Source organism: Enterobacter sp. AC1 (assembly GCF_050434705.1).
Lineage (GTDB): Bacteria > Pseudomonadota > Gammaproteobacteria > Enterobacterales > Enterobacteriaceae > Enterobacter > Enterobacter cloacae_L.
On record NZ_JBNDIZ010000002.1, the window covers coordinates 481,901 to 507,424 of the forward strand.

Below are 25,524 nucleotides of genomic sequence, written 5' to 3' on the forward strand. Positions count from 1 at the left end.
AAACCATTTTGAAAAGTTTTAGGTTTACGAGTATAAACCGAACCGAAAATTAACAAAACCCTTTGGAGAAGCCCAATGGCTCACCACGCACGCTGGACGATGTCGCAAGTTACTGAATTATTCAATAAACCTTTCCTTGAGCTGATGTTCGAAGCCCAACAGGTGCACCGTCAGCACTTCGATCCTCGCCACGTTCAGGTCAGCACGCTGCTGTCGATCAAGACCGGCGCCTGCCCGGAAGACTGCAAATATTGCCCGCAGAGCGCGCGCTACAAAACTGGCCTGGAATCCGAACGGCTGATGGAGGTTGAACAGGTGCTCGACTCCGCGCGCAAGGCGAAAAACGCCGGCTCGACCCGCTTCTGCATGGGGGCGGCGTGGAAGAACCCGCACGATCGCGACATGCCGTATCTGGAGCAGATGGTGAAGGGCGTCAAGGAGATGGGCCTCGAAGCCTGTATGACGCTGGGCACGCTGAACGACGAGCAGGCGCAGCGCCTCTCGGCGGCCGGGCTGGACTACTACAACCACAACCTCGACACTTCGCCGGAGTTTTACGGCAACATCATCACCACCCGTACCTATCAGGAGCGCCTGGATACGCTTGATAAAGTCCGAGACGCGGGGATCAAGGTGTGCTCGGGCGGCATCGTGGGCTTAGGTGAAACGGTGAAAGACCGCGCAGGTCTGCTGCTGCAGCTGGCGAACCTGCCGACCCCGCCGGAAAGCGTGCCGATCAACATGCTGGTGAAGGTCAAAGGCACGCCGCTGGCGGATAATGACGACGTGGATGCGTTTGATTTTATCCGCACCATCGCGGTGGCGCGCATCATGATGCCGACCTCTTATGTTCGCCTCTCTGCGGGCCGTGAACAGATGAGCGAGCAGACCCAGGCGATGTGCTTTATGGCCGGGGCCAACTCCATCTTCTACGGCTGCAAGCTGCTGACCACGCCGAACCCGGAAGAGGACAAAGACGTTCAGCTGTTCCGCAAGCTGGGGCTGAACCCGCATCAGACCGGGGTTATGACCGGCGATAACGAGCAACAGCAGCAGCTGGAACAGCAAATTTTCAACGCCGACACCGACCAGTTCTACAACGCGGCAGCCGTATGACCTGGGAGGCACGTATCCATTCCGCGCTCGACGAGCGGCGGGCGGCAGAGGCGTTTCGCGTACGCAGGGTAGTCGAAAACGGCGCAGGCCGTTTTCTTACCCGTGAGAACCGGCGTTTTTGTAACTTCTCCAGCAACGATTATCTCGGGCTGAGCCAGCATCCGGCCATTATCCGCGCCTGGCAGCAGGGCGCGGAGCGATACGGCGTGGGCAGCGGCGGTTCCGGGCACGTCAGCGGATACAGCACGGCGCACCGGGCGCTGGAGGAGGCGCTTGCCGACTGGCTGGGCTACCCGCGCGCGCTGCTGTTTATCTCGGGTTTTGCGGCCAATCAGGCGGTGATTGCAGCCCTGATGGGCAAGGACGACCGCATTGTCGCCGACCGCTTAAGCCACGCCTCCCTGCTGGAGGCGGCAAATTTAAGCCCGGCTCAGCTGCGCCGCTTCGCCCATAACGATGCGGGGCAACTCGCTGCGCTGCTGGATAAGCCCTGTAACGGGCAGCAGCTGGCGGTCACGGAAGGGGTGTTCAGCATGGATGGCGACAGCGCGCCGCTTGCCGCGCTGCACGACGCCGCAAAGCGGCAAAACGCCTGGCTGCTGGTTGATGATGCCCACGGCACTGGCGTGATGGGCGACGAAGGGCGCGGCAGCGCGCATCTGCAAAACGTGAAGCCGGAGCTGCTGATTGTCACCTTCGGCAAAGGCTTTGGCGTGAGCGGCGCCGCCGTGCTGTGCAGCGAGCCCGTCGCCGATTATCTGCTGCAGTTTGCCCGGCATTTGATCTACAGCACCAGCATGCCGCCCGCGCAGGCCGTGGCGCTGTCAGCGTCCCTGGCGGTGATCCGCAGCGCAGAAGGCGATGAACGCCGGGCGCGTCTGGCTGACCATATTCAGCGTTTTCGCCAGGGCCTGGCGCAGCTTCCCTTCCGGAGCACCGATTCGCAGAGTGCGATCCAGCCGGCGATCGTCGGTGAAAACAGCCTGGCGCTCGCGCTGGCGCACGCGCTGCGCGAGCGGGGAATGTGGGTGACGGCCATTCGTCCGCCCACCGTGCCGCCGGGTACTGCCCGCCTGCGCCTGACGCTCACGGCGGCGCACGAAGCAGAGGATATTGATGCCCTTCTGGAGGCGCTGCATGTCGCCAGTCAATAAGCAGGCCATTGCGGCGGCATTTGGCCGTGCCGCGCGCAGCTATTCCCGGCACGATGAGCTTCAGCGTCAGAGCGCAGAGGGGCTGCTGGCGTTGCTCGGTGAAACGCGTTTTAGCCAGGTACTGGACGCCGGGTGCGGTCCCGGCGGGAATAGCCGCTACTGGCGCGAAGCGGGAAGCCATGTTACGGCTCTCGACCTGTCATCCGACATGCTTGCGGAGGCACGTCAGCAGCAGGCTGCACACCGCTATCTGGTCGCGGATATCGAAGCGATTCCGCTGGCGGACGCGCAATTCGATTTGGTCTGGAGCCATCTCGCCGTGCAATGGTGCAGCAGCCTGCCGCAGGCCTTAAGCGAGCTTTATCGCGTGGCGCGCCCGGGCGGGAGCGTGGCGTTTACCACGCTGCTGGAAAGCTCGTTACCGGAGCTGAATCAGGCCTGGAGGGCGGTAGATCGCCAGCCGCACGCCAACCGGTTTTTATCACACGAGCGGGTCACTCAGGCGCTGGCAGGTCGGCGCTATCGCAGCGCGGTTCAGACCATCACCCTCAATTTCAGCGACGCGCTCAGCGCCATGCGCTCGCTGAAGGGCATAGGCGCCACGCATCTGCATACCGGGCGCGAGAAAAAACCGCTCACCCGGGGTCAATTGCAGCGTCTGGAGCTGGCCTGGCCGCAGGAACGGGGACATTTCCCGCTCTCTTATCAACTTTTTCATGGGGTTATCGAACGTGACTGAACGCTATTTTGTCACCGGAACGGATACGGAAGTGGGTAAAACGGTTGCCAGCGCGGCGCTGCTGCAGGCGGCGCGAAAGCTTGGGAAAAATACCGCCGGGTATAAGCCGGTAGCTTCCGGCAGCGAGATGACGGCGGAAGGGTTACGCAACACCGACGCGCTGGCGCTCCAGCGGAACAGCACGCTTGAGCTCGCCTATTCAGCGGTGAATCCGTATACCTTTGCCGAACCCACGTCGCCGCACATCATCAGCGCCGACGAAGGTCGTCCCATTAATTTCGCCGTGCTCTCTGCCGGATTACGCGCGCTGGAAAGCCAGGCGGACTGGGTTCTGGTGGAGGGCGCAGGCGGCTGGTTTACGCCGCTCTCGCAGGAGCAGACGTTTGCCGACTGGGTGCAGCGCGAGCAGCTCCCGGTCATTCTGGTCGTAGGGGTGAAGCTCGGCTGTATCAACCATGCCATGTTGACCGCGCAGGCCGTTTCGCAGGCAGGGCTGCGCCTGGCGGGCTGGATAGCTAACGACGTGGTTGCCCCCGGCAAGCGGCATCAGGAGTACCTGGCAACGCTCAAGCGGGTTCTTCCTGCCCCATTCCTCGGGGAGATCCCGTGGCTTGCGGAGGATGCCGAACGTGCCGAAACCGGGCGCTATCTTGACCTCAGCGCCTTGCTTCCAGCGACATCCAGTGGGCAATAAGCTCATCGTCCAGTTCGTTAACGTGGCCATGGGCCACGTTACGCCCGCGATAAAGCATGCAAAAACGATCCGCGAACCGGCGAATAAACGACAGTTGCTGTTCAGCCAGCAGCACCGTCATCCCGAGCTCTCGGTTTAAGCGCACCAGCAGCTGCCCCAGCTTATGGGCGAAACCGTGACCTGCGCCGTGCAGGGGCTCGTCCAGAATCAGCATCCGCGGACGGTTTACCAGCGCATTGGCCAGGGCCAGCTGGTACTGGTCGTCTGGCGAAAGGGTATTGCCCCGGGACTGACGCAGCGCGTAGAGCTCCGGGAACAGGTCGTAAACCTCACTTTTTGCTTCCGCGTCGGGCTTGCCCATCGCCCGCATGGCGATATGCAAATTCTCCTCAATCGTCAGCTGGGAGAAGATCCGCCTGTCCTGCGGGACATAGCCAATCCCCGGCCCCGTCCGCTGTTCTGGCACCTGGCTTAGCAAATCACGCGGCGGCGCGCCTGCCTCATGCCAGATGATGGTACCGCTTTCGACGGGCACTTTCCCGGCGATGCAATTCATGAGGGTGGTTTTCCCCATTCCCGGCAGGCCAACAACGCCTGTACACATCCCTTGCGGAAAATCTAAATCCACGTTCCATAGCGTATGTTGGCTTCCGTAAAACTGGTTCACTGCACGCAGACTCAACATCTTTCTCTCCTTAAAAATGTGTGTAGGTGAGGCACGTTCTGGATTGTGCAAAACCCCTGCCACAAAGCGCAAAGTGACTAAAAAAGCGACTTTTTTAGGAATAAGTTACAGGAGAGCGGTATAAAACCAGAGGGATTGCACATCGACGGTGCCGGCGGTGGTGAGTTGTGGTGCAGGGCCAGAAATGATGAAAATGTGAGCAAGATCTCGTCGATTGGTTATGAATGACTCAACTGTTAATCATCAAAAAATAGCTATAAAAATTTTTTCCTGCCGGTTCGTGGGAAAATCCGGGAATTTGCCGAGCGCCAGTCTGTATGGGCTGGAAGCAGTTATCCACTATTCCTGTGGATAACCATGTGCATTAGAGTTAGAAAACACGCGATAAGCGAGAGGAGACGCGGCTTTCGCCCAAATTGGCGCGAAACGCGGCTTTAGAAAATATCGTTTATTATTTAACTGGTTAGATAAAAGCAATTCCCGTCATGAAAGTGTCACCCGTAGCCATAAAACTATCATTACCTGGCTTGACAAATGTTAAAAAAGAAAAAGTTCTGGGGATAACCTGTCCTGACTGGTGTTTTATGTTGTCACAGTCGAAATTTTGGCCGCTATCGCGCTAATCATTCAGGCGCTACTCTAAATATCGTGACATGCTACTGGTTTTTCATCCAGTGTTTTTTACTGGCATTCCTGGCCACAACGAGTAAAATTACTCACCTGCCGCTTATAACGTCATCAGGTTGTCGCCCATGAGTAAACCGTTCAAATTGAATTCTGCTTTCCGTCCTTCGGGGGATCAGCCCGAGGCCATCCGCCGTCTGGAAGAGGGGCTGGAAGATGGGCTGGCACACCAGACGCTGCTGGGGGTAACCGGTTCCGGCAAAACGTTTACCATTGCTAACGTGATCGCTGACCTCCAGCGCCCCACGATGGTGCTGGCGCCCAATAAAACCCTGGCCGCACAGCTTTACGGCGAGATGAAAGAGTTCTTCCCGGACAACGCGGTGGAATATTTCGTCTCCTATTACGATTACTACCAGCCCGAAGCCTATGTCCCGAGCTCCGACACCTTCATTGAAAAAGATGCTTCGGTAAACGAGCACATTGAGCAGATGCGTCTTTCAGCCACGAAGGCGCTGCTTGAGCGTCGCGATGTGGTCGTCGTGGCATCGGTTTCCGCTATCTACGGTCTGGGTGACCCGGATCTGTATCTGAAGATGATGCTGCACCTGACGCAGGGGATGATCATCGATCAGCGGGCGATTTTGCGCCGTCTCGCGGAGCTGCAGTACACCCGTAACGACCAGGCCTTCCAGCGCGGGACGTTCCGCGTGCGCGGTGAGGTGATCGACATCTTCCCGGCGGAATCGGACGATATGGCGCTGCGCGTTGAGCTGTTTGACGAAGAGGTCGAGCGCCTCTCGCTGTTCGACCCGCTGACAGGGCACATTGAGTCGGTGATTCAGCGTTTCACCATCTACCCGAAAACGCACTACGTGACGCCGCGCGAGCGTATCGTGCAGGCGATGGAAGAGATTAAAGTGGAGCTGGCAGACCGCCGTAAGGTGCTGCTGGCGAACAACAAGCTGCTGGAAGAGCAGCGCCTGAGCCAGCGTACCCAGTTCGATCTGGAGATGATGAACGAGCTGGGCTACTGCTCCGGCATCGAAAACTATTCCCGTTTCCTCTCCGGCCGCGGGCCGGGCGAGCCACCGCCGACGCTGTTTGACTATCTTCCTGCAGACGGTTTGCTGGTGATCGACGAATCCCACGTCACTATCCCGCAGATTGGCGGGATGTATCGCGGTGACCGCGCGCGTAAAGAAACGCTGGTGGAGTACGGTTTCCGCCTGCCGTCGGCGCTGGATAACCGTCCGATGAAGTTTGAAGAATTCGAGGCGCTGGCCCCGCAGACCATCTACGTGTCGGCGACCCCGGGCAACTACGAGCTGGAAAAATCCGGCGAGGACGTGGTTGACCAGGTGGTGCGTCCGACCGGGCTGCTGGACCCGATTATCGAGGTGCGTCCCGTGGCGACGCAGGTGGACGATCTGCTTTCCGAGATCCGTGCCCGTTCCGCCATCAACGAGCGTGTGCTGGTGACCACGCTCACCAAGCGCATGGCGGAAGACCTGACCGAGTACCTCGAAGAGCACGGCGAGAAGGTGCGTTATCTGCACTCGGATATCGATACCGTGGAGCGAATGGAGATTATTCGCGACCTGCGTCTGGGCGAGTTTGACGTGCTGGTGGGGATCAACCTGCTGCGAGAAGGTCTGGATATGCCGGAAGTCTCGCTGGTGGCGATCCTGGATGCCGATAAAGAGGGCTTCCTGCGTTCTGAGCGCTCTCTGATCCAGACCATTGGCCGCGCCGCGCGTAACGTCAACGGCAAAGCGATTCTGTACGGTGACAAAATCACCCCGTCGATGGCGAAAGCGATTGGCGAAACGGAGCGCCGTCGCGAGAAACAGCAGCGCTACAACGAAGAGCACGGCATTACTCCGCAGGGGCTGAACAAGAAGGTGGTCGATATTCTGGCGCTGGGTCAGAACATTGCGAAGACCAAAACGAAAGGCCGCGGCAAGGCGCGTTCAGTGGTGGAAGAAGATACCGTCGTGCTGACGCCGAAAGCGCTGCAGCAGAAAATCCACGAGCTGGAAGGACAGATGATGCAGCACGCGCAGAACCTGGAGTTCGAAGAGGCGGCGCAGATCCGCGACCAGCTCCATCAGCTGCGGGATCTTTTCATCGCCGCGTCGTAGCTAAAGCGGCGTGTTTTCTTCCTCTCCCTGTGGGAGAGGGCCGGGGTGAGGGCATCAGGCCGCACAAGACGAGCCTAACCCAGCGCCTGAATCGCCTTCTCCAGCGCTTCGCGCAGCAGATGGCGGTCATGGCGATATTTAATATCGCTGGCCTCCAGCGGCTCCTGCACCACCAGACGATCCCCAATCCCGGACACGTCGACTTTCGGTCCCACCACCACGCCGTCGATAATTTTCTTCCCGACGTACTGCTCCATCAGGCTCAGCTTGTCCGCCAGCGACAGGCTTGCGGCTGCCGGGCTCAGTTCACGGCCCAGGTTACCGATATAGACCATCGGGGCAGGGGTGCGGCGCAGCGCCTGGGCCAGCTCTTTCACCAGCAAAATGGGCATCAGGCTGGTGTAAAAACTGCCCGGACCGATCAGGATCACATCCGCTTCAGCAATGGCCTCAACCGCTTCGCGCGTGGCGGGAACGCTTGGGTAGGTCATCAGCTCTTTCGGCGGCAGAATGAGCTGATCGATATTCACTTCGCCGTAAACTTCATGACCTTCCGCGTCGATGGCCATCAGATCGACCGGCTGCTCAGACATCGGGATCAGGAACGCATCCACTTTCAGCAGATTTCGTATCAAATTGATGGCTTCCAGCGGGCGCACGCTCAGGTGATCCAGAGCTTTAAGCATTAAATTTCCGAGGTTATGCCCGGAAAGTTCTCCATTACCGCCGAAACGGTACTCAAACATTGCGGATGCAACGCTCGGTTCGGTAATCAGCTGGTTCAGACAGTTGCGCATATCGCCCCAGGCGATCCCCCCTTCTGCACGTCGGATGCGCCCCGTAGAGCCGCCGTTATCCGTTGTGGTCACGATCCCTGTCAGCCTTGAGCCGAGTGAAGACAAAGAGGACATCACCCGGCCCAGACCGTGGCCTCCGCCGAGTGCGACCACACGGTCAAGATCCGCAAAAGTGCGATTGCGCATACATATTCCTTATCACGTTCAATGTGCGTAACACTACCCTAACTACCCCTAAAAGACGATGCCTCACCGGACGCAAAATGACGCATATCAATGCGAAGATGCTGTTTTTGCGTATTCTGTAGTGAAAATACACAATCATGTCGTTATGTAGTTGTTTATATAGCGTTAAGCGAGAATAGCGAAGAGTGGATTTACGCGCTACTATCGCCATAACCACGTTTTCAAATTTGAAAACATACACTCTAGCCTTTGTGCCTGTGTCGAAAGATATGGCGCTCTGGCCGTGGCGAATATGCCACCAGGGTACAGAAAGAAATGACTGTGCCTCCCATATCTGGAAAGGTGTACATGGCTTCACAACTTACTGATGCTTTCGCGCGTAAGTTTTATTACTTACGTCTGTCGATTACCGACGTGTGCAACTTCCGTTGCACCTACTGCCTGCCCGACGGCTACAAACCGGGCAGCGTCACCAATAACGGCTTTCTCTCCGTGGATGAAGTGCGCCGCGTCACGCGCGCCTTCTCTGAGCTCGGCACCGAAAAAGTGCGTCTGACCGGCGGTGAACCTTCGCTGCGTCGCGATTTTCCCGACATCATTGCCGCCGTGCGTGAAAACGAGCGTATCCGCCAGATTGCGGTAACCACCAACGGATACCGTATGGCCCGCGACGTGGCCGCCTGGCGTGATGCCGGCCTGACCGCCATCAACGTCAGCGTGGACAGCCTGGATGCCCGCCAGTTTCACGCCATTACCGGCCAGGATAAATTTCGCCAGGTGATGGACGGCATCGACGCGGCGTTTAGCGCCGGGTTCGAGAAGGTCAAAGTCAACACGGTCCTGATGCGCGACGTCAACCATCATCAGCTGGACACCTTCCTGGCGTGGATCAAATCCCGCCCCATTCAACTGCGCTTTATCGAACTGATGGAGACGGGCGAGGGGAGTGAGCTGTTCCGCCGCCATCACATCTCCGGCATGGTGCTGCGCGACGAGCTGCTGAAGCGCGGCTGGATCCATCAGATTCGCCAGCGCAGCGACGGCCCGGCTCAGGTCTTCTGCCACCCGGACTACGACGGGGAAATCGGGCTGATCATGCCCTATGAGAAAGACTTTTGCGCCAGCTGTAATCGTCTGCGCGTCTCCTCCGTGGGCAAGCTGCATCTGTGCCTGTTCGGCGACGGCGGCGTCGAACTGCGCGATCTGCTGAAAGATGATGCCCAGCAGAGCGCGCTTGAAGCGCGTATCTCAGAGGCTCTGACGCATAAAAAACAGACCCACTTCCTGCATCAGGGCAACACCGGCATTACTCAGAACCTGTCCTACATTGGCGGGTAATCAGGCTTAAGAGGGAATCAGAAGATGAGTCAGGTAAGCGCAGAATTTATCCCGACACGTATTGCCATTCTTACCGTTTCCGACCGCCGTGGCGAAGAGGATGATACCTCCGGCCACTGGCTGCGCGAGGCGGCCCATGACGCGGGACATCAGGTTGTCGATAAGGCGATCGTCAAAGAAAACCGCTACGCCATTCGCGCGCAGGTTTCGCAGTGGATCGCCAGTGATGAGGTGCAGGTGGTGTTGATTACCGGCGGCACCGGCTTTACCCCAGGCGATCAGGCGCCCGAAGCGCTGCTCCCGCTGTTCGATCGCGAAGTGGAAGGCTTCGGTGAAGTGTTCCGTATGCTCTCCTTTGAAGAGATTGGTACCTCCACGCTGCAGTCGCGCGCGGTGGCGGGCGTGGCAAACAACACGCTGATTTTCGCTATGCCGGGCTCGACTAAAGCCTGCCGTACCGCGTGGGAAAACATTATCGCCCCGCAGCTGGATGCCCGTACCCGTCCATGTAACTTCCATCCCCATTTAAAGAAATAAGCTATGTCTCAACTGACCCACATTAACGCCGCTGGCGAAGCGCATATGGTGGACGTTTCCGCCAAAGCGGAAACGGTGCGCGAGGCGCGCGCCGAAGCGTTCGTCACTATGCTGCCGGACACGCTGGCGATGATTATTGACGGCAGTCACCACAAGGGTGACGTGTTTGCGACCGCGCGCATCGCGGGCATTCAGGCCGCGAAACGCACCTGGGACTTAATTCCGCTGTGCCATCCGCTGATGCTGAGCAAGGTGGAAGTGAACCTGCAGGCGCAGCCGGAGCACAGCCGCGTGCGCATTGAGTCACTCTGCCGCTTAACCGGGAAGACCGGCGTTGAGATGGAAGCGCTGACGGCGGCCTCCGTCGCCGCGCTGACCATCTACGACATGTGCAAAGCAGTGCAGAAAGATATGGTCATTGGCCCGGTGCGCCTGCTGGCGAAAAGCGGCGGCAAATCCGGTGATTTTAAGGTGGACAGCCATGATTAAGGTGCTCTTTTTTGCCCAGGTGCGCGAGCTGGTCAATACCGACAGCCTGACGCTGGATGCGTCCTTCGAAAACGTCGCTGCCCTGCGCGCGCATCTGGCGGCACAAAGCGACCGCTGGGCGCTGGCGCTGGACGAAGGCAAGCTGCTGGCCGCCGTTAACCAGACGCTGGTGGAACTCACGCATCCGCTGAAGGCGGGGGATGAAGTGGCCTTCTTCCCACCGGTAACGGGGGGTTAAGATGGCTGAGACCCGAATTCTGGTCGGTCCCGAGCGCTTCAGCGTCGGGACAGAATACAGCTGGCTGGCGGAGCGTGACGAAGATGGCGCGGTCGTGACCTTCACCGGCAAGGTGCGCAACCACAACCTCGGCGACAGCGTGAAGGCGCTGTCGCTGGAGCACTATCCGGGCATGACCGAGAAATCGCTGGCGGAGATTGTCGATGAGGCTCGGGGCCGCTGGCCGCTTGGCCGCGTCACGGTGATTCACCGCATCGGTGAGATGTGGCCCGGCGAGGAGATTGTCTTCGTCGGGGTGACCAGCGCACACCGCAGCAGCGCGTTTGCGGCAGGGGAGTTCATTATGGATTTCCTCAAAACCAGAGCGCCGTTCTGGAAGCGTGAAGCGACACCGGAAGGTGAACGGTGGGTTGAATCCCGCGACAGCGATAAACAGGCCGCCAGCCGTTGGTAGTCGGTTTACGTGGATGTGTTACTCTTAACGTGAGTATCCACTTAATCTTAATCAGGAGTGAATCATGGACCGATTTCCGCGTTCCGATTCAATAGTACAGCAGACCCGTAGCGGCCTGCAGACGTATATGGCTCAGGTGTACGGCTGGATGACGGTCGGCCTGCTGCTTACCGCATTTATCGCGTGGTATGCGGCGAACACGCCTGAGCTGATGATGTTTATCTTCTCCAGCAAAATCACCTTCTTTGGGCTGATCATCGCGCAGCTGGCGCTGGTGTTTGTGCTCTCGGGTCTGGTGCAAAAGCTGAGTGCCGGAATGGCAACAACCCTGTTTATGCTCTATTCGGCGCTGACGGGGTTGACGCTTTCCAGCATTTTCATCGTTTACACCTACTCCTCCATCGCCAGCACCTTCGTGGTGGCCGGCGGGATGTTCGGCGCGATGAGCCTCTACGGCTACACCACGAAGCGCGATCTGAGCGGCTTCGGCAGCATGCTGTTTATGGGGCTGATCGGGATTGTGCTGGCGTCGCTGGTGAACCTGTGGCTCAAGAGCGAAGCGCTGATGTGGGCCGTGACCTACATTGGGGTGGTGATCTTCGTTGGGTTGACGGCGTATGACACCCAGAAGCTGAAAAACATCGGCGAGCAGATTGACGTACGCGACAGTTCAAACCTGCGCAAATACGCGATCCTGGGCGCGCTGACGCTGTACCTGGACTTCATCAACCTGTTCCTGATGCTGCTGCGGATTTTAGGCAATCGACGTTAAGGTTGTTTTGCCGGGTGGTGGTGCGGTCTGGTGCCCTCACCCTGACCCTCTCCCACGGGAGAGGGAACAAACACTAAAAACGGCAACAAGGTTGCCGTTTTGCTTTTATTTCGCCATTACCTTTTCGTTCTTCGCCCGCAGCTTCTTCGCCCGACTCTCCAGCACCAGATAACAGACCGTTGCCAGCGCCAGCGGCAGGAAGTAATAGATCATGCGGTATGCCAACAGGGCGGCGATAATCGTTCCCTGAGAGACATGCTCCCCCGCAAGCAGTGCGATAAACACCGCTTCCAGCACGCCGATCCCCGCCGGAATATGCACAATTACGCCCGCGATACTGCTCACCAGCAGCACGCCCAGCACGAAGAAGTAATTCACGTCTTCACCAATGAGCAGCCAGATAATCGCCCCCATCGCCATCCAGTTGGCGCTGGAGACGGCCATCTGCAGCACCGCGAACTTCCACGAAGGCAATACCAGCTTTTGCCCTTTGATGGTCATATGGCGGCGCTTTGCAAACGCGCAGGCCCAGAGATACACGGCGATAATCAGCAGCAGTACGATGCCCAGTATGCGCAGCGTGGTTTCGTCGATATACCAGTGCGCGGGCAGCTGTACCACGCCGACAGTAAATATCACCCCGCCAAGCAGAATATAGCCCAGCCAGTTGGTGGTGATGCTCAGGGAAAAAATGCGCGTAATCGTCCCGCCAGGCAGCCCCAGGCGCGAGTAAAGGCGATAGCGCATGCCAATCCCCCCGACCCAGGTGCTCAGGGTCAGGTTGAAGGCATAGCAAATAAACGACACCAGCATCACCTGACGCTTGGCCAGCTTGTGGCCGCAGTAGGCGCGGCCAAGCAGGTCATAGCAGCCGTACATCAGATAGCTCACGATAACCAGCCCTGTCGCGCCCAGCAGCACCATCCGGTTATAGTTGCGGATAACTTTCCACACCTCTTCCCAGTCAACCTTCTGCGCGTAGACCACCAGCAGAACCGCAACGGCGATGAAAAACAGCCAGGTCAGGATCTTTTTTGCCAGCCGCCAGCGCGGATGTGATTTCGACATCAGGGTTTGCCTCCGTCTTCCGCTTCAATACGGTCCTGGGTTTCCATTTCGGGCTGTACCGGCGGGTCCACCTGCGCCAGCTTCGGCGTGTGCGCCGGCAGCCAGCCGACCATCGCCGGGAAGTGACGCAGGAAGTGGAACACTACCACGCTGATGCCGAGGTTCCACCAGGTGCGTTTGGGAACCATGGATTCATCCACGCGCACGCAGTCGTTGACGATTAACGCCTGCAGGTTATCCCGCAGGGTCTGATTAAACTGGCGATCGTGAATGATCAGGTTGGCTTCAAGGTTGAGGGATAAGCTCAGCGGATCGAGGTTGCTGGAGCCCACGGTGGCCCAGTGATCGTCCATCAGCGCGACCTTGCCGTGCAGCGGCCGACGGCGATATTCGTAAATCTGTACGCCGCCCTTCACGAGGTAGTTATACAGCAGCCGCGCCCCGACTTTGACGATGGGCATATCCGGCTCGCCCTGCACAATCAGCTTCACGCGCACGCCGCGCCGGGCCGCATTGCGCATGGCATGCAGCAGGCGATAGCCCGGGAAAAAGTAGGCGTTGGCGATGATGACCTCGCGCTTCGCGTTGGCGAGCATCTTAAGATAATGCCGTTCAATGTCGTCCCGGTGCTCGCCGTTATCTCGCCAGACGAAAAGCGCCTGCGCTTCGCCGGGCTTCCGGTTCTCTTCCGGGCGATGGCGGCGTTTCCACCAGCGGCGAACGGCCTCTTTACCCGGCAGGTTCTCCAGCTCAAACAGCAAGATGTCCTGAACCACAGGGCCTTCAATGCGAATGGCGTAATCCTGCTTCGCTTCCGGGCCGTAGTCGGACATATGTTCAGCGGAGTAGTTAATGCCGCCGACAAACGCCACCGTCTCATCCACCACCACAATTTTGCGGTGCATCCGGCGGAAAAGGTTGGTACGCATGCCGAGCAGGCGAGGGCCGGGATCGTAGTAGCGGAACACCACGCCCGCGGCGGTCAGTTCATTGACGAACGCATCGCTAAGGTCCGGCGAGCCATAGCCATCAAGCAGGACTTCAATTTTGACGCCGCGCCGGGCGGCGCGCAGCAGCACGCTGTGCAGCTGCTTGCCAACGTTGTCTTCGAACCAGATAAAGGTTTCGAGGATCACCTTCTGCTGAGCGTTATCAATCGCTTTAAATACGGCCGGGTAGTACTCATCCCCGTTGACCAGCAGCGTGATCCGGTTGCCTTCCTGCCAGGAACATTTCATAAGTGGATCTCCGCGCTGAGCGGGGCATGGTCGGAAAGATGCCGCCAGTTGAGGAGCGCCAGGGCGGTCGGGCTGCTGGCGTGGGCGTTTTTCACATAGATCCGGTCAAGCCGAAGCAGCGGGAAACGGACCGGGAAGGTGCGCGCAGGCCTGCCGTTCGCCCGGGTGAAAATCTCCTCCAGTCCGGCATCCACCTTCAGCGGATGGTTTGCCCGCTGTCGCCAGTCGTTGAAATCGCCGGCCACCACCACCGGTTCACCTTCGGGAAGCGCATTGGCCCATTCGGCCAGCATGTTCAGCTGCGCCTGACGATGGGCTTCGCGAAGGCCGAGATGAACGCAGCCGACATGGATGGGAAGGGCAAGATCGGGCGGCGCAATGCGGCAGTAAAGCAGCCCGCGTTTTTCGCTCTCCCCGACGGAAACGTCGCGATTTTCGTAATATTCAATCGGGTAACGGGACAGCACCGCGTTGCCGTGATGCCCTTCCGGATAGACCGCGTTGCGGCCGTAGGCGTAATCACTCCACATGGTGTCGGCCAGAAATTCATAGTGCGGCGTGTCGGGCCAGTTCTCAAAGTGGAGCGGATGCACTTCGTGCGCGCCCATCACTTCCTGCAGACAGACAATATCCGCGCTAACGGTGCGCACCGCGTCGCGCAGCTCCGGTAAAATGAAGCGGCGGTTAAATGCTGTGAAGCCTTTATGAATGTTTATCGTCAGCACCTTAAGCGAGAAATGCTGCATTTTTTTCGTCATAAGCTCCTTCCTGAGTGACTATCCCAATGAAAATAAAGTGTAGTCGGCGTCACAAAAAGATGCGGCGTTACGGAATTTTCCGTAAAGTGCGGTAGTCTGATTAAGCAGAGAAAAATCCTTCAGGAGAGAAGCCATGAAGTGGCAACAACGTGTTCGTGTCGCAACTGGCCTGAGTTGCTGGCAGATAATGTTGCATTTACTGGTCGTGGCCGTACTGGTGATGGGCTGGATGAGCGGCACGCTGGTGCGTGTTGGCCTGGGACTATGCGTCCTTTATGGCGTCACCGTGCTGTCGATGCTGTTCTTACAGCGTCACCATGAAGCGCGCTGGCGCGAGGTGGGCGATGTGCTCGAAGAGCTCACCACCACCTGGTACTTTGGGGCCGCGATGATTGTGCTTTGGCTGCTGTCGCGGGTGCTGCAAAACAACCTGCTGCTGGCCCTGGCGGGTCTGGCTATTCTTGCAGGGCCTGCGGTGGTCTCATTGCTGACCAAAGAGAAAAAGCTACGCAATGTTGCGTCTAAACATCGCGTACGCCACTGAGCCCGTCGTGGCCGCGATGACCAGTAGCGGCCACAAACTTCCCCAGACAATATCCAGACTCGCATCCTTCAGATAGATCTGCTTGGTGATATCCGTAAAGTGGCGAATCGGGTTTATCCACGTCAGATCCTGGAGCCATACCGGCATATTCTCCACCGGCGAGACATACCCCGAGAGCAGGATGGCGGGCATCATAAAGACGAACACCCCGATAAACGCCTGCTGCTGCGTCGAGCAAAGCGCCGAGATCAGCAGCCCAAACCCCACCAGCGACAGTCCGTAAATCACCATCGTGAAGTAAAACAGCGCCAGCGAACCGGCGAAAGGGATCTGATAGGCCCAAATACCCACGCCCAGCACGATGGTGGCCTGGAAGGTGGCGACAATCAGCGCCGGCACCGCTTTACCGACGAAGATTTGCCAGGTGGCGAGCGGGGAAACCAGCAGCTGATCCAGCGTGCCCTGTTCGCGCTCGCGGGCAACGGAGAGAGAGGTGACGATCATCACCCCGATGGTGGTGATCATGGCGATCAGCGACGGCACCACAAACCACTTGTAGTCCAGGTTCGGGTTATACCAGTTACGCACCACCAGCTCGCTGTTGTTGGGTTTAGGTTTACCCTCCATCAGCTCCTGCTGGTAATCCTTCACCACCTGCTGCAGATAGTTGGCCGCTATCTGGGCGCTGTTGGAGTTACGCCCGTCGAGGATCAGCTGCATCGGCGCGGTCTGGAAGGTGTCCAGATTACGGGAGAAATCCGCCGGGAACCGCACCAGCAGCAGGGCTTTTTGGGTGTCGATAGTGGGCTGGATCGCCTGCGGGCTTTTCAGCAGCAGGATGTGGGTAAAGGCCTTCGCTCGGGCAAAGCGCTGCGTCAGCTCGACGGAATGTTTGCCGTTGTCTTCGTTGTAAATGGCGATGGTGGCGTTGGTCACCTCAAGGGTGGCGGCAAACGGGAACAGTAAAACCTGGATCAGCACCGGCAAGACCAGAATGGCGCGCGTCTGCGGCTCGCGCAGCAGAGACTGCAGCTCTTTGCGTATTAATGTCCATAAACGGTGAAACATGTTCGCTCCTTAATCCAGACGCCGTTTGGTTTTCATCCACGTCAACCCAATAAACATCACCGCAGACGCCATCAAAAACAGCGTGTTGATAATCAACACCACCGGAATATTCCCCGCCAGGAACAGGCTTTGCAGCGTGCTTACAAAGTAGCGGGCCGGAATAACATAGGTCACGGCGCGGATTGCGGCAGGCATGCTGTCTATCTGGAAGATAAACCCGGACAGCATGATCGACGGTAAAAAAGCGGCGTTGAGGGCCACCTGCGCGGCGTTAAACTGGTTGCGGGTGATAGTGGAGATGAGCAGCCCCATGCCCAGCGTGCTGAGTAAAAACAGGCTGGTGATAAAGAACAGCACGACCAGCGAGCCGCGGTACGGCACGCCGAGGATAAAGACTGACACCAGCATACAGAGCAGCATCGCCAGCATGCCGAGGAAGTAGTAGGGAATAAGTTTGCACAGCAGCAGCTCGACGCGCGTCACTTCGGTTGAAAGCAGGGCCTCCATGGTGCCACGCTCCCACTCGCGGGCGATCACCAGCGAGGTCAGTATCGCGCCAATGACCGTCATGATGATGGTCACCGCGCCCGGAATAATAAAGTGCTGGCTGATGGCGGCCGGGTTAAACCAGTAGCGCGTCTGCACGTCGATCAGCGGTTTAAATTCTTCGCCCCGATCTTCCGCCCGCTGCATCTGCCACAGCTGCCAGATCCCCTCCGCGTAGCCCTGCACGAAGTTTGCGGTGTTCGGCTCGCTGCCGTCGGTAATGACCTGGATCGGGGCATCGGCTCCGGCACGCGCCATATTGGCGGCGAAATCCACCGGGATCACCACCAGCCCGCGAATTTTCCCGGCCTGCATTTTCTGGATTAACTCCTGGCGGTTATCGCTGATGGTGGCGTCGATGTAGGGCGAGCCGGTCATGGCGTGGGTGAAGTCCAGCGCCTCTTCGCTCTGCTGCTCCAGCAATATCCCGACCCGCAGCTTGCTTGAGTCGAGGTTGATCCCGTAGCCGAAGATAAACAGCAGCAGCAGGGGGATCACCACCGCAATCAGCCAGCTGCTGGGGTCGCGCACGATCTGACGCGTCTCTTTGATACACAGCGCGCGTACCCTGCGCCACGAAATCGCGTTATTGCGCATGAGCATTCTCCTTATCCCAGTCGTGGATGAGGGTGATAAAGGCCTGCTCCATGGTCGGGTCCGGAACCTCATCGTCGGCGGCCTGCTCTTTCAGGTCGTCCGGGGTACCGTGGGCAATCAGCTTGCCGCGGTACACCAGCCCGATGCGATCGCAGTACTCCGCCTCGTCCATAAAGTGCGTGGTGACCATCACGGTCACGCCTTTTTCCACCATGCTGTTGATATGCAGCCAGAACTCGCGGCGGGTGAGGGGATCAACGCCGGATGTCGGCTCGTCAAGGAAAAGAATATCGGGCTCGTGCATCAGCGAGCAGGCCAGCGCCAGCCGCTGCTTAAAGCCGAGCGGCAGCTCGTCGGTGGCGTGGGAGGCAATGCTGGTTAACCCAAAGGCGTCGCTCATGCGGCGGATTTTTTCGCTCTGAGCCCGCCCGCGCAGGCCGTACACGCCGGAGAAAAAGCGCAGATTCTGCTCGACGGTCAGGTTGCCGTACAGGGAGAACTTCTGCGCCATATAGCCCAGATGCTGGCGCGCCTTGCCGGAGCTGACTTTCAGATCCATATCCAGCACCAGCGCCTTGCCGGAGGTGGGAACCAGCAGGCCACACATCATCTTAAAGGTGGTGGATTTTCCCGCGCCGTTCGGCCCGAGCAGGCCGAAAATCTCGCCGCGCTTCACCGCAAAATTGACGTTGTCGGTGGCGGCGAAATCCCCGAACTTCTTGGTCAGGGACCTGGCTTCGATCACCGTTTCGCCCGGCGTACCGTCCACCGTGTGCAGGATGGCGCCGAGGGGGGATTCCGACGTGCCCGCGCCGCCCAGCAGGTCGATAAACGCATCTTCAAAACGCGGCGCCGTCTCTTCCATTTCGATCTCAGGCATGCCCGGCGCACGGCGAATATCGTCGACGGTGGCCTCTTTTTTGAGGATCACCCGCACCGAGCGGCCCTGAATCATCCCGTCGCTTACCTGCGGCAGTTTCAGCACCCGCTGAAGCAGCCTGCGGTTGGACTCCTGGGGGCTATGCAGCAGGAAACTGCGCCCGGCCATGCTTTGCGTCAGCGTTGTCGGCTCGCCCTGATAGAGCAGTTCGCCTTCGTTCATCAGCAGCACGTCCCGGCACTGCTCGGCTTCGTCGAGGTAGGAGGTGCTCCAGAGGATCAGCATCCCGTCGCCTGCCAGCTCGTGCACCATCTGCCACAGTTCACGGCGAGAAATCGGGTCAACGCCCACGCCGGGCTCATCCAGCAGCAGGACCTTCGGCTCGCCCACCAGCGTGCACGCCAGGCCCAGCTTCTGCTTCATCCCGCCGGAGAGCTTGCCCGCCAGCCGGTCCGTGAACGGGCCAAGTGAGGTGAATTCCAGCAGGCGGGCGAAGGTCTTCTGTCGGGTTTCGCCGGTGACGCTGCGCAGATCGGCATACAGGTTCAGGTTTTCCATCACCGTCAGATCTTCATACAGGCCAAACTTCTGCGGCATATAGCCGAGCATGGCGTGGAGCGCACCGTCATCCGCGATCGGGTCAAGCCCGAGCACGCGGGCCGATCCTTCATTCGGCTTCAGCAGACCGGCCAGCATGCGCATCAGCGTGGTTTTGCCCGCGCCGTCCGGGCCGACCAGCCCGGTCACGTAGCCTTTCTGGATGGTGCAGTTCAGCGGCGCGACGGCCGGTTTGTCCATTCCCTTAAAGCGTTTGACCAGATTGTGGAGCTGGATAACCGCGTCATTCATGTCGTTCCCCGTCGCTGACTGTTACGGTTACGGGCATACCCTGACGCAGCGCGTCGTCCGCATCGGTCACGATGATGCGCAGGCGATACACCAGGTCGGTTCGCAGGTCCGGTGTTTCAACCGTTTTCGGGGTGAATTCGGCGGTAGGGGAGACAAAGCCCACTTTGCCGTGATACGGCTTGTCCGGACGACCATCGGTATAGAGCAGCAATTCGCGGCCCGGCTGCATCTGCCCGAGGTTCGGCTCGTCAATGTAAGCGCGTACCCACACCGGGCGGGTCAGGGAGAGCGTTAAGACGGTGCTGCCCGCGCTGAGCATGCTGCCCGGCTCCACGGCGCGGGTCATCAGCGTGCCGTCAGACGGGGCGATTAAGGTGGTGTCGTGCAGGTCCAGTTCCGCCTGGGCCAGCTGCGCCTGCGCCTGTTCAAGGCTGGCTTTGGCCTGGGCAATATCCTGCGGGCGGTTACCGGTGCGGTACTGGCTCAGCTTGTCCTGGGCAGACTTCAGCGTCGCCTGCGCCTGATCTCGCGAGGAACGGGCATTTTCCAGATCGTTAGCGGAAAGGGTGCGGCTTTTCCACAGCCCTTGCTGGCGGGCATAGAAGTTCTGCGCGTAGTCATAGGCCGCCTGCGCCTGTTTGACCGCAGCCGCTGCCTGGGCAATTTCTTCATCGCGATAGCCAGCCAGCATCAGGTCATACTGTGCCTGGGCGACGGAGACGCCAGCTTTGGCCTGCTGTAGTGCATTTTCAAAGGGCGCTTTGTCCAGCATACCCAGCGTCTGCCCCGTTTTGATGGCATCGCCTTCGTCAACGTTCAGCGAGGCGAGACGCCCGCCGACGCGGAAGCTCATGTTCACCGTGCGAATATCAACGTTACCGTACAGGGTCAGGCCCCGGTCCTGGTGGCTTTGATACCACAGCCAGCCGCCGACTCCCGCAGCAAGTAAAACAACAACCACCAGAATGATGGCGACAGGTTTTTTCATGACTTCAGGCTCCTTTGCGTTAGGCCTTGCAGGATCAGATCGAGATGACAGGTGATGACCCGGCTAATCTGCGCGGCTTTATCCTCATCAAATTGTGTCCAGCCGGTGCGTAACAGGATGGTTTCCCGGCCCAGGCGGAAGGCCAGGATTTCACCCAGCAGGGCGTGGGTATGCAAAACTGTTTCGGTATCGTTGGCATCCTGCCCGGTACAGGCGGCGATCAGCCGGGTCAGGTGGGTATGCATCGGGTCAATGACCCGATCGTGTACCAGCTGATAGGCGGCAGTGGGGGAGAGCTGCTCGCGGGAGATAAACTTGCTCAGGTTTAGCGTATCGTCATGCGTGAGCAGGCGGATCATATTGTGGCAGGCCTTGAGAATAAGCTGCCGAACGGCCTCGCGATCGGGCGACGGCTGGCTGAGCAACGCGGTGGCTTCCTCAACGTGTGGGCGAAACTGCGTGCCGATAAAATCGGCGATCCACTCGGCGCAGGCGAGATACAAATCCTCTTTTGAGCCAAAATAGTAGGTGATGGCCGCAATGTTCTGCCCGGCCTGCGCCGCGATATCCCGCGTGGTCGCGTGTAGCCCGTACTCGCCAAACTGCGCCAGCGCGGCGGCAATAAGCTGGCTTTTGGCCTGTTCACCTTTTGATGTCGTCGGGGTCGTATTCATAGCGGCATTAAAAATTAATCAATCGATTGATTAAGACTATGCCTGTTTCTCGCCCTCGTCGAGGGAACTGAGGGATATTTTATGCGCCACGTCACAAAAGCTGCTACACTCCGCCCCTTCGCGACATTGTGGTTTTTGTCCTCCCCTATTCGTTATATCTCCCTGAAAACTACACCTGTGATGGTCGGGGCGGTTCGGAGTTTTTATGTCTTTTGATTCCCTTGGCCTGAACCCGGAAATTCTGCGCGCGATCGCAGAGCAGGGCTACGTTGAGCCAACCCCAATCCAGCAGCAGGCTATTCCTGCCGTTCTGCAGGGCCGTGACCTGATGGCGAGCGCCCAGACCGGTACCGGCAAAACCGCCGGTTTTACCCTGCCGCTGCTGGAACTGCTGGTAAAAAACCAGCCGCACGCCAAAAGCCGTCGTCCGGTTCGTGCCCTGATCCTGACTCCTACCCGTGAGCTGGCCGCGCAGATTGGTGAGAACGTGCGTGACTACAGCCGCTATCTCAACATTCGCTCGCTGGTAGTTTTCGGTGGCGTCAGCATCAACCCACAGATGATGAAGCTGCGTGGCGGCGTGGACGTGCTGGTGGCAACGCCGGGCCGTCTGCTGGATCTGGAACACCAGAACGCGGTTAAGCTGGATCAGGTTGAAATTCTGGTACTGGACGAAGCCGACCGCATGCTTGACATGGGCTTCATCCACGATATTCGTCGCGTGCTGGCCAAGCTGCCTGCGCGCCGTCAGAACCTGCTCTTCTCCGCGACCTTCTCCGATGAGATCAAGGCGCTGGCGGAAAAGCTGCTGCATAACCCACTGGAAGTGGAAGTGGCGCGTCGCAACACCGCCTCTGAGCAGGTGACGCAGCACGTTCACTTTGTTGATAAAAAGCGCAAGCGGGAACTGCTCTCCCAGATGATCGGTCAGGGCAACTGGCAGCAGGTGCTGGTCTTTACCCGCACCAAGCACGGCGCTAACCACCTCGCGGAGCAGCTGAACAAAGACGGCATCCGCAGCGCGGCGATCCACGGCAACAAGAGCCAGGGCGCGCGTACCCGTGCGCTGGCGGACTTCAAGTCTGGCGACATCCGCGTGCTGGTGGCGACCGATATTGCCGCCCGTGGCCTGGATATTGAAGAGCTGCCGCACGTGGTGAACTACGAGCTGCCTAACGTGCCGGAAGACTACGTTCACCGTATTGGCCGTACCGGCCGCGCGGCGGCAACCGGCGAGGCGCTCTCTCTGGTCTGCGTGGATGAACACAAGCTGCTGCGCGATATCGAACGCCTGCTGAAGAAAGAGATTCCGCGCATCGAAACCCCGGGCTACGAAGTGGATCCGTCCATTAAGGCGGAGCCGATTCAGAATGGTCGTCAGGGTGGTCGCGGTCAGGGCGGCGGCGGTCGCGGTCAGCAGCCGCGTCGTGCTGATGGCGGTGCGCCGAAGTCATCGGGCAAACCTCCGCGTCGCAACAGCGATGCTAAACCCGCCGGCGAAAACCCGTGGCGCAGCGGCGAAGGCAAGCCGGCAGGGGAAGGGCAGCGCCGACGCCGCCCGCGTAAACCTGCTAACCCGCAGTAATCTGGAAGCCCGGTCGTAAAGCCGGGCTTTTCTTTTTGCGGCAGCCAACAGAAAGTGCCACAATAGTGGCTGTTTATACAGTATTCCAGGTTTAAGATGGCGTTAACCGCGGCGCTCAAAGCGCAAATTGGCGCATGGTACAAGGCGCTACAGCAGCAGATCCCCGATTTTATCCCCCGAGCGCCACAGCGGCAGATGATTGCTGACGTGGCAAAAACGCTCGCCGGGGACGACGGACGACATCTGGCGATTGAAGCCCCGACGGGCGTCGGGAAAACCCTCTCGTATCTTATCCCGGGCATTGCCATCGCGCGGGAAGAGCAAAAAACGCTGGTGGTCAGCACCGCCAACGTGGCGCTACAGGATCAGATCTTCAGTAAGGACCTGCCGCTGCTGCGTAAAATTATCCCCGACCTGCGTTTCACCGCCGCGTTTGGGCGTGGGCGCTACGTGTGCCCGCGTAACCTGGCGGCGCTCGCCAGCAGTGAGCCTAATCAGCAAGATTTGCTGGCGTTTCTTGACGACGAACTGACGCCGAACAACAAGGCCGAGCAGGAGCAGTGTGCAAAGCTCAAAGCCGAGCTCGACGGCTATAAGTGGGACGGCCTGCGCGATCACACCCGTCAGGCCATTAGCGATGATTTGTGGCGCAGGCTTAGCACCGATAAGGCGAGCTGTCTGAACCGCAACTGCCACTACTACCGGGAGTGCCCGTTTTTTGTCGCCCGGCGCGAGATTCAGGAAGCGGAAGTGGTGGTCGCCAACCATGCGCTGGTGATGGCCGCCCTGGAGAGCGAAGCCGTATTGCCGGAGCCCAAAAACCTGCTGCTGGTGCTCGATGAAGGCCACCATTTGCCGGACGTGGCGCGCGACGCGCTGGAGATGAGCGCCGAAATTACCGCCCCCTGGTTCCGCCTGCAGCTCGATCTCTTCTGCAAGCTGGTGGCGACCTGCATGGAGCAGTTCCGTCCAAAAACCACGCCGCCGCTGGCGGTGCCCGAGCGATTGAGCGACCACTGCGAAGAGGTCTACAGCCTTATCGCGTCGCTGAACAACATCCTGAATCTTTATCTTCCGGCAGGCCAGGAGGCGGAACACCGCTTCGCGATGGGAGAACTGCCGGAAGAGGTCATGGAGATCTGCCAGCAGCTGGCGAAGCATCTGGAAAAGCTCCGCGGGCTGGCAGAGATGTTCTTAAACGATCTCAGCGAGAAAACCGGCACCCACGACGTGGTGCGGCTGCACCGCATTCTGCTGCAGATGAACCGCGCGCTGGGGATGTTTGAAGCGCAGAGCAAGCTCTGGCGGCTGGCCTCGATGGCACAGGCCTCCGGCGCGCCGGTCACTAAATGGGCCACCCGCGACGTGCGCGACGGGCAGGTGCACCTCTTTTTCCACTGCGTGGGCATCCGCGTGGCCGATCAGCTGGAAAAGCTGATCTGGCGCAGCGTGCCGCACGTGGTGGTCACCTCTGCGACCCTGCGTTCCCTTAACAGCTTCTCGCGGCTGCAGGAGATGAGCGGCTTGAGAGAGAAAGCGGGCGACCGCTTTGTGGCGCTGGACTCGCCGTTTAACCACTGCGAGCAGGGCAAGCTGGTGATCCCGCGGATGAAGTATGAGCCGCTAATGGAAAACGAAGAGCAGCACATTGCGGAGATGGCAGCCTACTTCCGCGAACAGGTCGAGAGCAAAAAATACCCCGGCATGCTGGTGCTGTTTGCCAGCGGACGCGCCATGCAGCGCTTCCTGGAGCACGTCACCGATCTGCGTCTGCTTCTGCTGGTACAGGGCGATCAGCCGCGCTACCGGCTGGTGGAAACGCACCGCAAGCGGATCGATAACGGCGAGCGCAGCGTGCTGGTGGGGTTACAGTCGTTCGCCGAAGGTCTGGATCTGAAAGGTGATTATCTGACGCAGGTGCATATTCATAAAATCGCCTTCCCACCTATCGACAGCCCGGTAGTGATCACCGAGGGGGAGTGGCTGAAAAGCCTCAACCGCTATCCGTTTGAGGTGCAAAGCCTGCCGGCGGCGTCGTTTAACCTGATTCAGCAGGTCGGGCGTCTGATTCGCAGCCACGGCTGCTGGGGCGAGATTGTGATTTACGACAAGCGTCTGCTGACGAAGAACTACGGTCAGCGGTTGCTGAACGCACTGCCGGTGTTCCCGATTGAACAGCCCGACGTGCCCGAAGTGAAAAAATGCCCGGCAAAGCCGACCGCCGGGCGTAAAAAAAGCATCCGTGCTAAGGGGCGCGGTCCTACTGGTAAGTAAAGGTGGCCTGAACAACGCTCTCGAACGTGCCGGCAGTCACGGGCATGGCGGTAGCGTAATAGCGTGCAGCCAACGGGAAATCGGCAGTATGCGTTGTGCTGTCGATCACGGCATTGAAACTCGATTGAGGGGCTAGCGTAATAAAATCCGTTCGGTCAGCTAATTCAAGAGCAACCCCGGTAGCCGTACCCGTGTTGGCGAATTTATTAGGATGCTGCGCATCGGGTTGACCATTCACGGTAATCGTGGCCAGCATCAGACTCGGCGGGCACTTTGACAGGGTCAGGTCAAAGTTTTTCCATTCCCCCGTATCACCGATATCCTTGAAATCACTGGCGACGGCCTGCCCAAGCTCCACCACCATGTTCTGACTGGCGCTGTCTACCTGGCAGGTGGTGTCGTAAATATTCCCTTCGATATTGATCGTAAGGTCGGTTGCGCCGGCAGAGAGGCTCATCAGAGCGAGTAAAAAGAGTAACCTGTTCATC

Annotated in this window: 25 protein-coding genes and 1 riboswitch; of the genes, 14 read left to right on the forward strand and 11 right to left on the reverse strand. The window is 58.9% G+C overall.

Going from position 1 to position 25,524, the window contains the following annotated elements; all coding sequences use genetic code 11:
• Positions 1–75: 75 nt before the first annotated feature.
• Genes bioB through bioD form a run of 4 tightly spaced genes read left to right on the forward strand, consistent with a single transcriptional unit; the run spans position 76 to position 3,703 of the window.
• On the forward strand, positions 76–1,116 hold the full coding sequence (gene bioB, locus M2433_RS07195) for a biotin synthase BioB (RefSeq protein WP_429053345.1): 1,041 nt from the start codon (positions 76–78) through the stop codon (positions 1,114–1,116).
• Positions 1,113–2,270 carry an 8-amino-7-oxononanoate synthase gene (gene bioF / locus M2433_RS07200; RefSeq protein ID WP_429053344.1) on the forward strand — a complete coding sequence of 386 codons (1,158 nt, stop codon included), beginning with the start codon at positions 1,113–1,115 and terminating at the stop codon, positions 2,268–2,270. The genes bioB and bioF overlap by 4 nt, the downstream gene beginning before the upstream one ends.
• Positions 2,254–3,009: a malonyl-ACP O-methyltransferase BioC gene (gene bioC, locus M2433_RS07205; protein WP_429053343.1), complete on the forward strand. Its 756-nt coding sequence runs from the start codon at positions 2,254–2,256 to the stop codon at positions 3,007–3,009. The genes bioF and bioC overlap by 17 nt, the downstream gene beginning before the upstream one ends.
• Positions 3,002–3,703, forward strand: a complete 702-nt coding sequence (gene bioD, locus M2433_RS07210; protein ID WP_429053342.1) for a dethiobiotin synthase — start codon at positions 3,002–3,004, stop codon at positions 3,701–3,703. The genes bioC and bioD overlap by 8 nt, the downstream gene beginning before the upstream one ends.
• Here the strand turns inward: bioD and M2433_RS07215 are convergent.
• Entirely contained in the window at positions 3,666–4,388 is a 723-nt protein-coding gene (locus M2433_RS07215; protein WP_429053341.1) for an ABC transporter ATP-binding protein, read from the reverse strand. The two genes, bioD and M2433_RS07215, sit on opposite strands and share 38 nt — an antisense overlap.
• A 752-nt stretch (positions 4,389–5,140) precedes the next feature.
• On the opposite strand from M2433_RS07215, the gene uvrB reads away from it, so the two are divergent.
• Positions 5,141–7,156: an excinuclease ABC subunit UvrB gene (uvrB, locus tag M2433_RS07220; RefSeq protein ID WP_429053340.1), complete on the forward strand. Its 2,016-nt coding sequence runs from the start codon at positions 5,141–5,143 to the stop codon at positions 7,154–7,156.
• Between the two features lie 74 nt (positions 7,157–7,230).
• Here uvrB and yvcK read toward each other — a convergent pair whose 3' ends face one another.
• Positions 7,231–8,139, reverse strand: coding sequence for a uridine diphosphate-N-acetylglucosamine-binding protein YvcK (gene yvcK / locus M2433_RS07225; RefSeq protein WP_252000675.1), 909 nt, complete (start codon positions 8,137–8,139; stop codon positions 7,231–7,233).
• A 226-nt stretch (positions 8,140–8,365) separates the two neighbouring features.
• Positions 8,366–8,500: riboswitch (molybdenum cofactor riboswitch) on the forward strand.
• Here yvcK and moaA point away from each other — a divergent pair.
• The 6 genes from moaA to M2433_RS07255 all read left to right on the forward strand — a co-directional run bounded on the left by moaA (position 8,488) and on the right by M2433_RS07255 (position 11,967).
• The gene (gene moaA / locus M2433_RS07230) at positions 8,488–9,477 is read left to right on the forward strand and encodes a GTP 3',8-cyclase MoaA (protein WP_429053339.1); all 990 of its coding nucleotides are present in this window, start codon (positions 8,488–8,490) and stop codon (positions 9,475–9,477) included. Its footprint overlaps the riboswitch before it by 13 nt.
• Positions 9,478–9,501: 24 nt before the next feature.
• Entirely contained in the window at positions 9,502–10,014 is a 513-nt protein-coding gene (gene moaB / locus M2433_RS07235) for a molybdenum cofactor biosynthesis protein B (RefSeq protein WP_429053338.1), read from the forward strand.
• A 3-nt stretch (positions 10,015–10,017) separates the two neighbouring features.
• A complete protein-coding gene (gene moaC / locus M2433_RS07240; RefSeq protein ID WP_429053337.1) occupies positions 10,018–10,503 on the forward strand; it encodes a cyclic pyranopterin monophosphate synthase MoaC in 486 nt (161 codons plus the stop codon).
• On the forward strand, positions 10,496–10,741 hold the full coding sequence (gene moaD, locus M2433_RS07245; RefSeq protein ID WP_008501143.1) for a molybdopterin synthase sulfur carrier subunit: 246 nt from the start codon (positions 10,496–10,498) through the stop codon (positions 10,739–10,741). Before moaC ends, moaD begins: the two co-directional genes overlap by 8 nt.
• A 1-nt stretch (position 10,742) precedes the next feature.
• Positions 10,743–11,195 carry a molybdopterin synthase catalytic subunit MoaE gene (gene moaE, locus M2433_RS07250; protein WP_429053336.1) on the forward strand — a complete coding sequence of 151 codons (453 nt, stop codon included), beginning with the start codon at positions 10,743–10,745 and terminating at the stop codon, positions 11,193–11,195.
• 64 nt (positions 11,196–11,259) lie between these two features.
• The gene (locus tag M2433_RS07255; RefSeq protein WP_047347027.1) at positions 11,260–11,967 is read left to right on the forward strand and encodes a Bax inhibitor-1/YccA family protein; all 708 of its coding nucleotides are present in this window, start codon (positions 11,260–11,262) and stop codon (positions 11,965–11,967) included.
• A 105-nt stretch (positions 11,968–12,072) separates the two neighbouring features.
• Here M2433_RS07255 and M2433_RS07260 read toward each other — a convergent pair whose 3' ends face one another.
• The 3 genes from M2433_RS07260 to M2433_RS07270 are packed head-to-tail and all read right to left on the reverse strand — an operon-like array spanning position 12,073 to position 15,031.
• Positions 12,073–13,035, reverse strand: coding sequence for a lysylphosphatidylglycerol synthase domain-containing protein (locus M2433_RS07260; protein WP_429053335.1), 963 nt, complete (start codon positions 13,033–13,035; stop codon positions 12,073–12,075).
• The gene (gene clsB, locus M2433_RS07265) at positions 13,035–14,273 is read right to left on the reverse strand and encodes a cardiolipin synthase ClsB (protein WP_047347025.1); all 1,239 of its coding nucleotides are present in this window, start codon (positions 14,271–14,273) and stop codon (positions 13,035–13,037) included. The genes M2433_RS07260 and clsB overlap by 1 nt, the downstream gene beginning before the upstream one ends.
• Positions 14,270–15,031 carry an endonuclease/exonuclease/phosphatase family protein gene (locus tag M2433_RS07270; RefSeq protein WP_429053334.1) on the reverse strand — a complete coding sequence of 254 codons (762 nt, stop codon included), beginning with the start codon at positions 15,029–15,031 and terminating at the stop codon, positions 14,270–14,272. Before M2433_RS07270 ends, clsB begins: the two co-directional genes overlap by 4 nt.
• Positions 15,032–15,164: 133 nt before the next feature.
• Here M2433_RS07270 and M2433_RS07275 point away from each other — a divergent pair, with 133 nt between their 5' ends.
• Positions 15,165–15,575, forward strand: a complete 411-nt coding sequence (locus tag M2433_RS07275; protein WP_014883088.1) for a YbhQ family protein — start codon at positions 15,165–15,167, stop codon at positions 15,573–15,575.
• On the opposite strand, the gene M2433_RS07280 is transcribed toward M2433_RS07275, so the two are convergent.
• Genes M2433_RS07280 through cecR form a run of 5 tightly spaced genes read right to left on the reverse strand, consistent with a single transcriptional unit; the run spans position 15,537 to position 21,177 of the window.
• The gene (locus M2433_RS07280; protein ID WP_182946564.1) at positions 15,537–16,643 is read right to left on the reverse strand and encodes an ABC transporter permease; all 1,107 of its coding nucleotides are present in this window, start codon (positions 16,641–16,643) and stop codon (positions 15,537–15,539) included. The two genes, M2433_RS07275 and M2433_RS07280, sit on opposite strands and share 39 nt — an antisense overlap.
• 9 nt (positions 16,644–16,652) lie before the next feature.
• Positions 16,653–17,786, reverse strand: a complete 1,134-nt coding sequence (locus M2433_RS07285) for an ABC transporter permease (RefSeq protein ID WP_059310735.1) — start codon at positions 17,784–17,786, stop codon at positions 16,653–16,655.
• Complete coding sequence (locus M2433_RS07290) at positions 17,776–19,515, reverse strand: ATP-binding cassette domain-containing protein (RefSeq protein WP_429053333.1); 1,740 nt, start codon at positions 19,513–19,515, stop codon at positions 17,776–17,778. Before M2433_RS07290 ends, M2433_RS07285 begins: the two co-directional genes overlap by 11 nt.
• Positions 19,508–20,503 (reverse strand): secretion protein HlyD, encoded by a 996-nt coding sequence (hlyD, locus tag M2433_RS07295; protein WP_429053332.1) that lies wholly within the window; start codon positions 20,501–20,503, stop codon positions 19,508–19,510. Before hlyD ends, M2433_RS07290 begins: the two co-directional genes overlap by 8 nt.
• On the reverse strand, positions 20,500–21,177 hold the full coding sequence (cecR, locus tag M2433_RS07300) for a transcriptional regulator CecR (protein ID WP_429053331.1): 678 nt from the start codon (positions 21,175–21,177) through the stop codon (positions 20,500–20,502). The genes hlyD and cecR overlap by 4 nt, the downstream gene beginning before the upstream one ends.
• Before the next feature lie 205 nt (positions 21,178–21,382).
• Between cecR and rhlE the strand changes: the two genes are divergently transcribed.
• Positions 21,383–22,762, forward strand: coding sequence for an ATP-dependent RNA helicase RhlE (gene rhlE / locus M2433_RS07305; RefSeq protein ID WP_429053330.1), 1,380 nt, complete (start codon positions 21,383–21,385; stop codon positions 22,760–22,762).
• Between the two features lie 96 nt (positions 22,763–22,858).
• Positions 22,859–25,036, forward strand: coding sequence for an ATP-dependent DNA helicase DinG (gene dinG, locus M2433_RS07310; protein ID WP_429053329.1), 2,178 nt, complete (start codon positions 22,859–22,861; stop codon positions 25,034–25,036).
• Here dinG and M2433_RS07315 read toward each other — a convergent pair.
• Complete coding sequence (locus M2433_RS07315) at positions 25,023–25,523, reverse strand: fimbrial protein (RefSeq protein WP_429053327.1); 501 nt, start codon at positions 25,521–25,523, stop codon at positions 25,023–25,025. The genes dinG and M2433_RS07315 overlap by 14 nt on opposite strands.
• Between the last annotated feature and the right edge of the window lies 1 nt (position 25,524).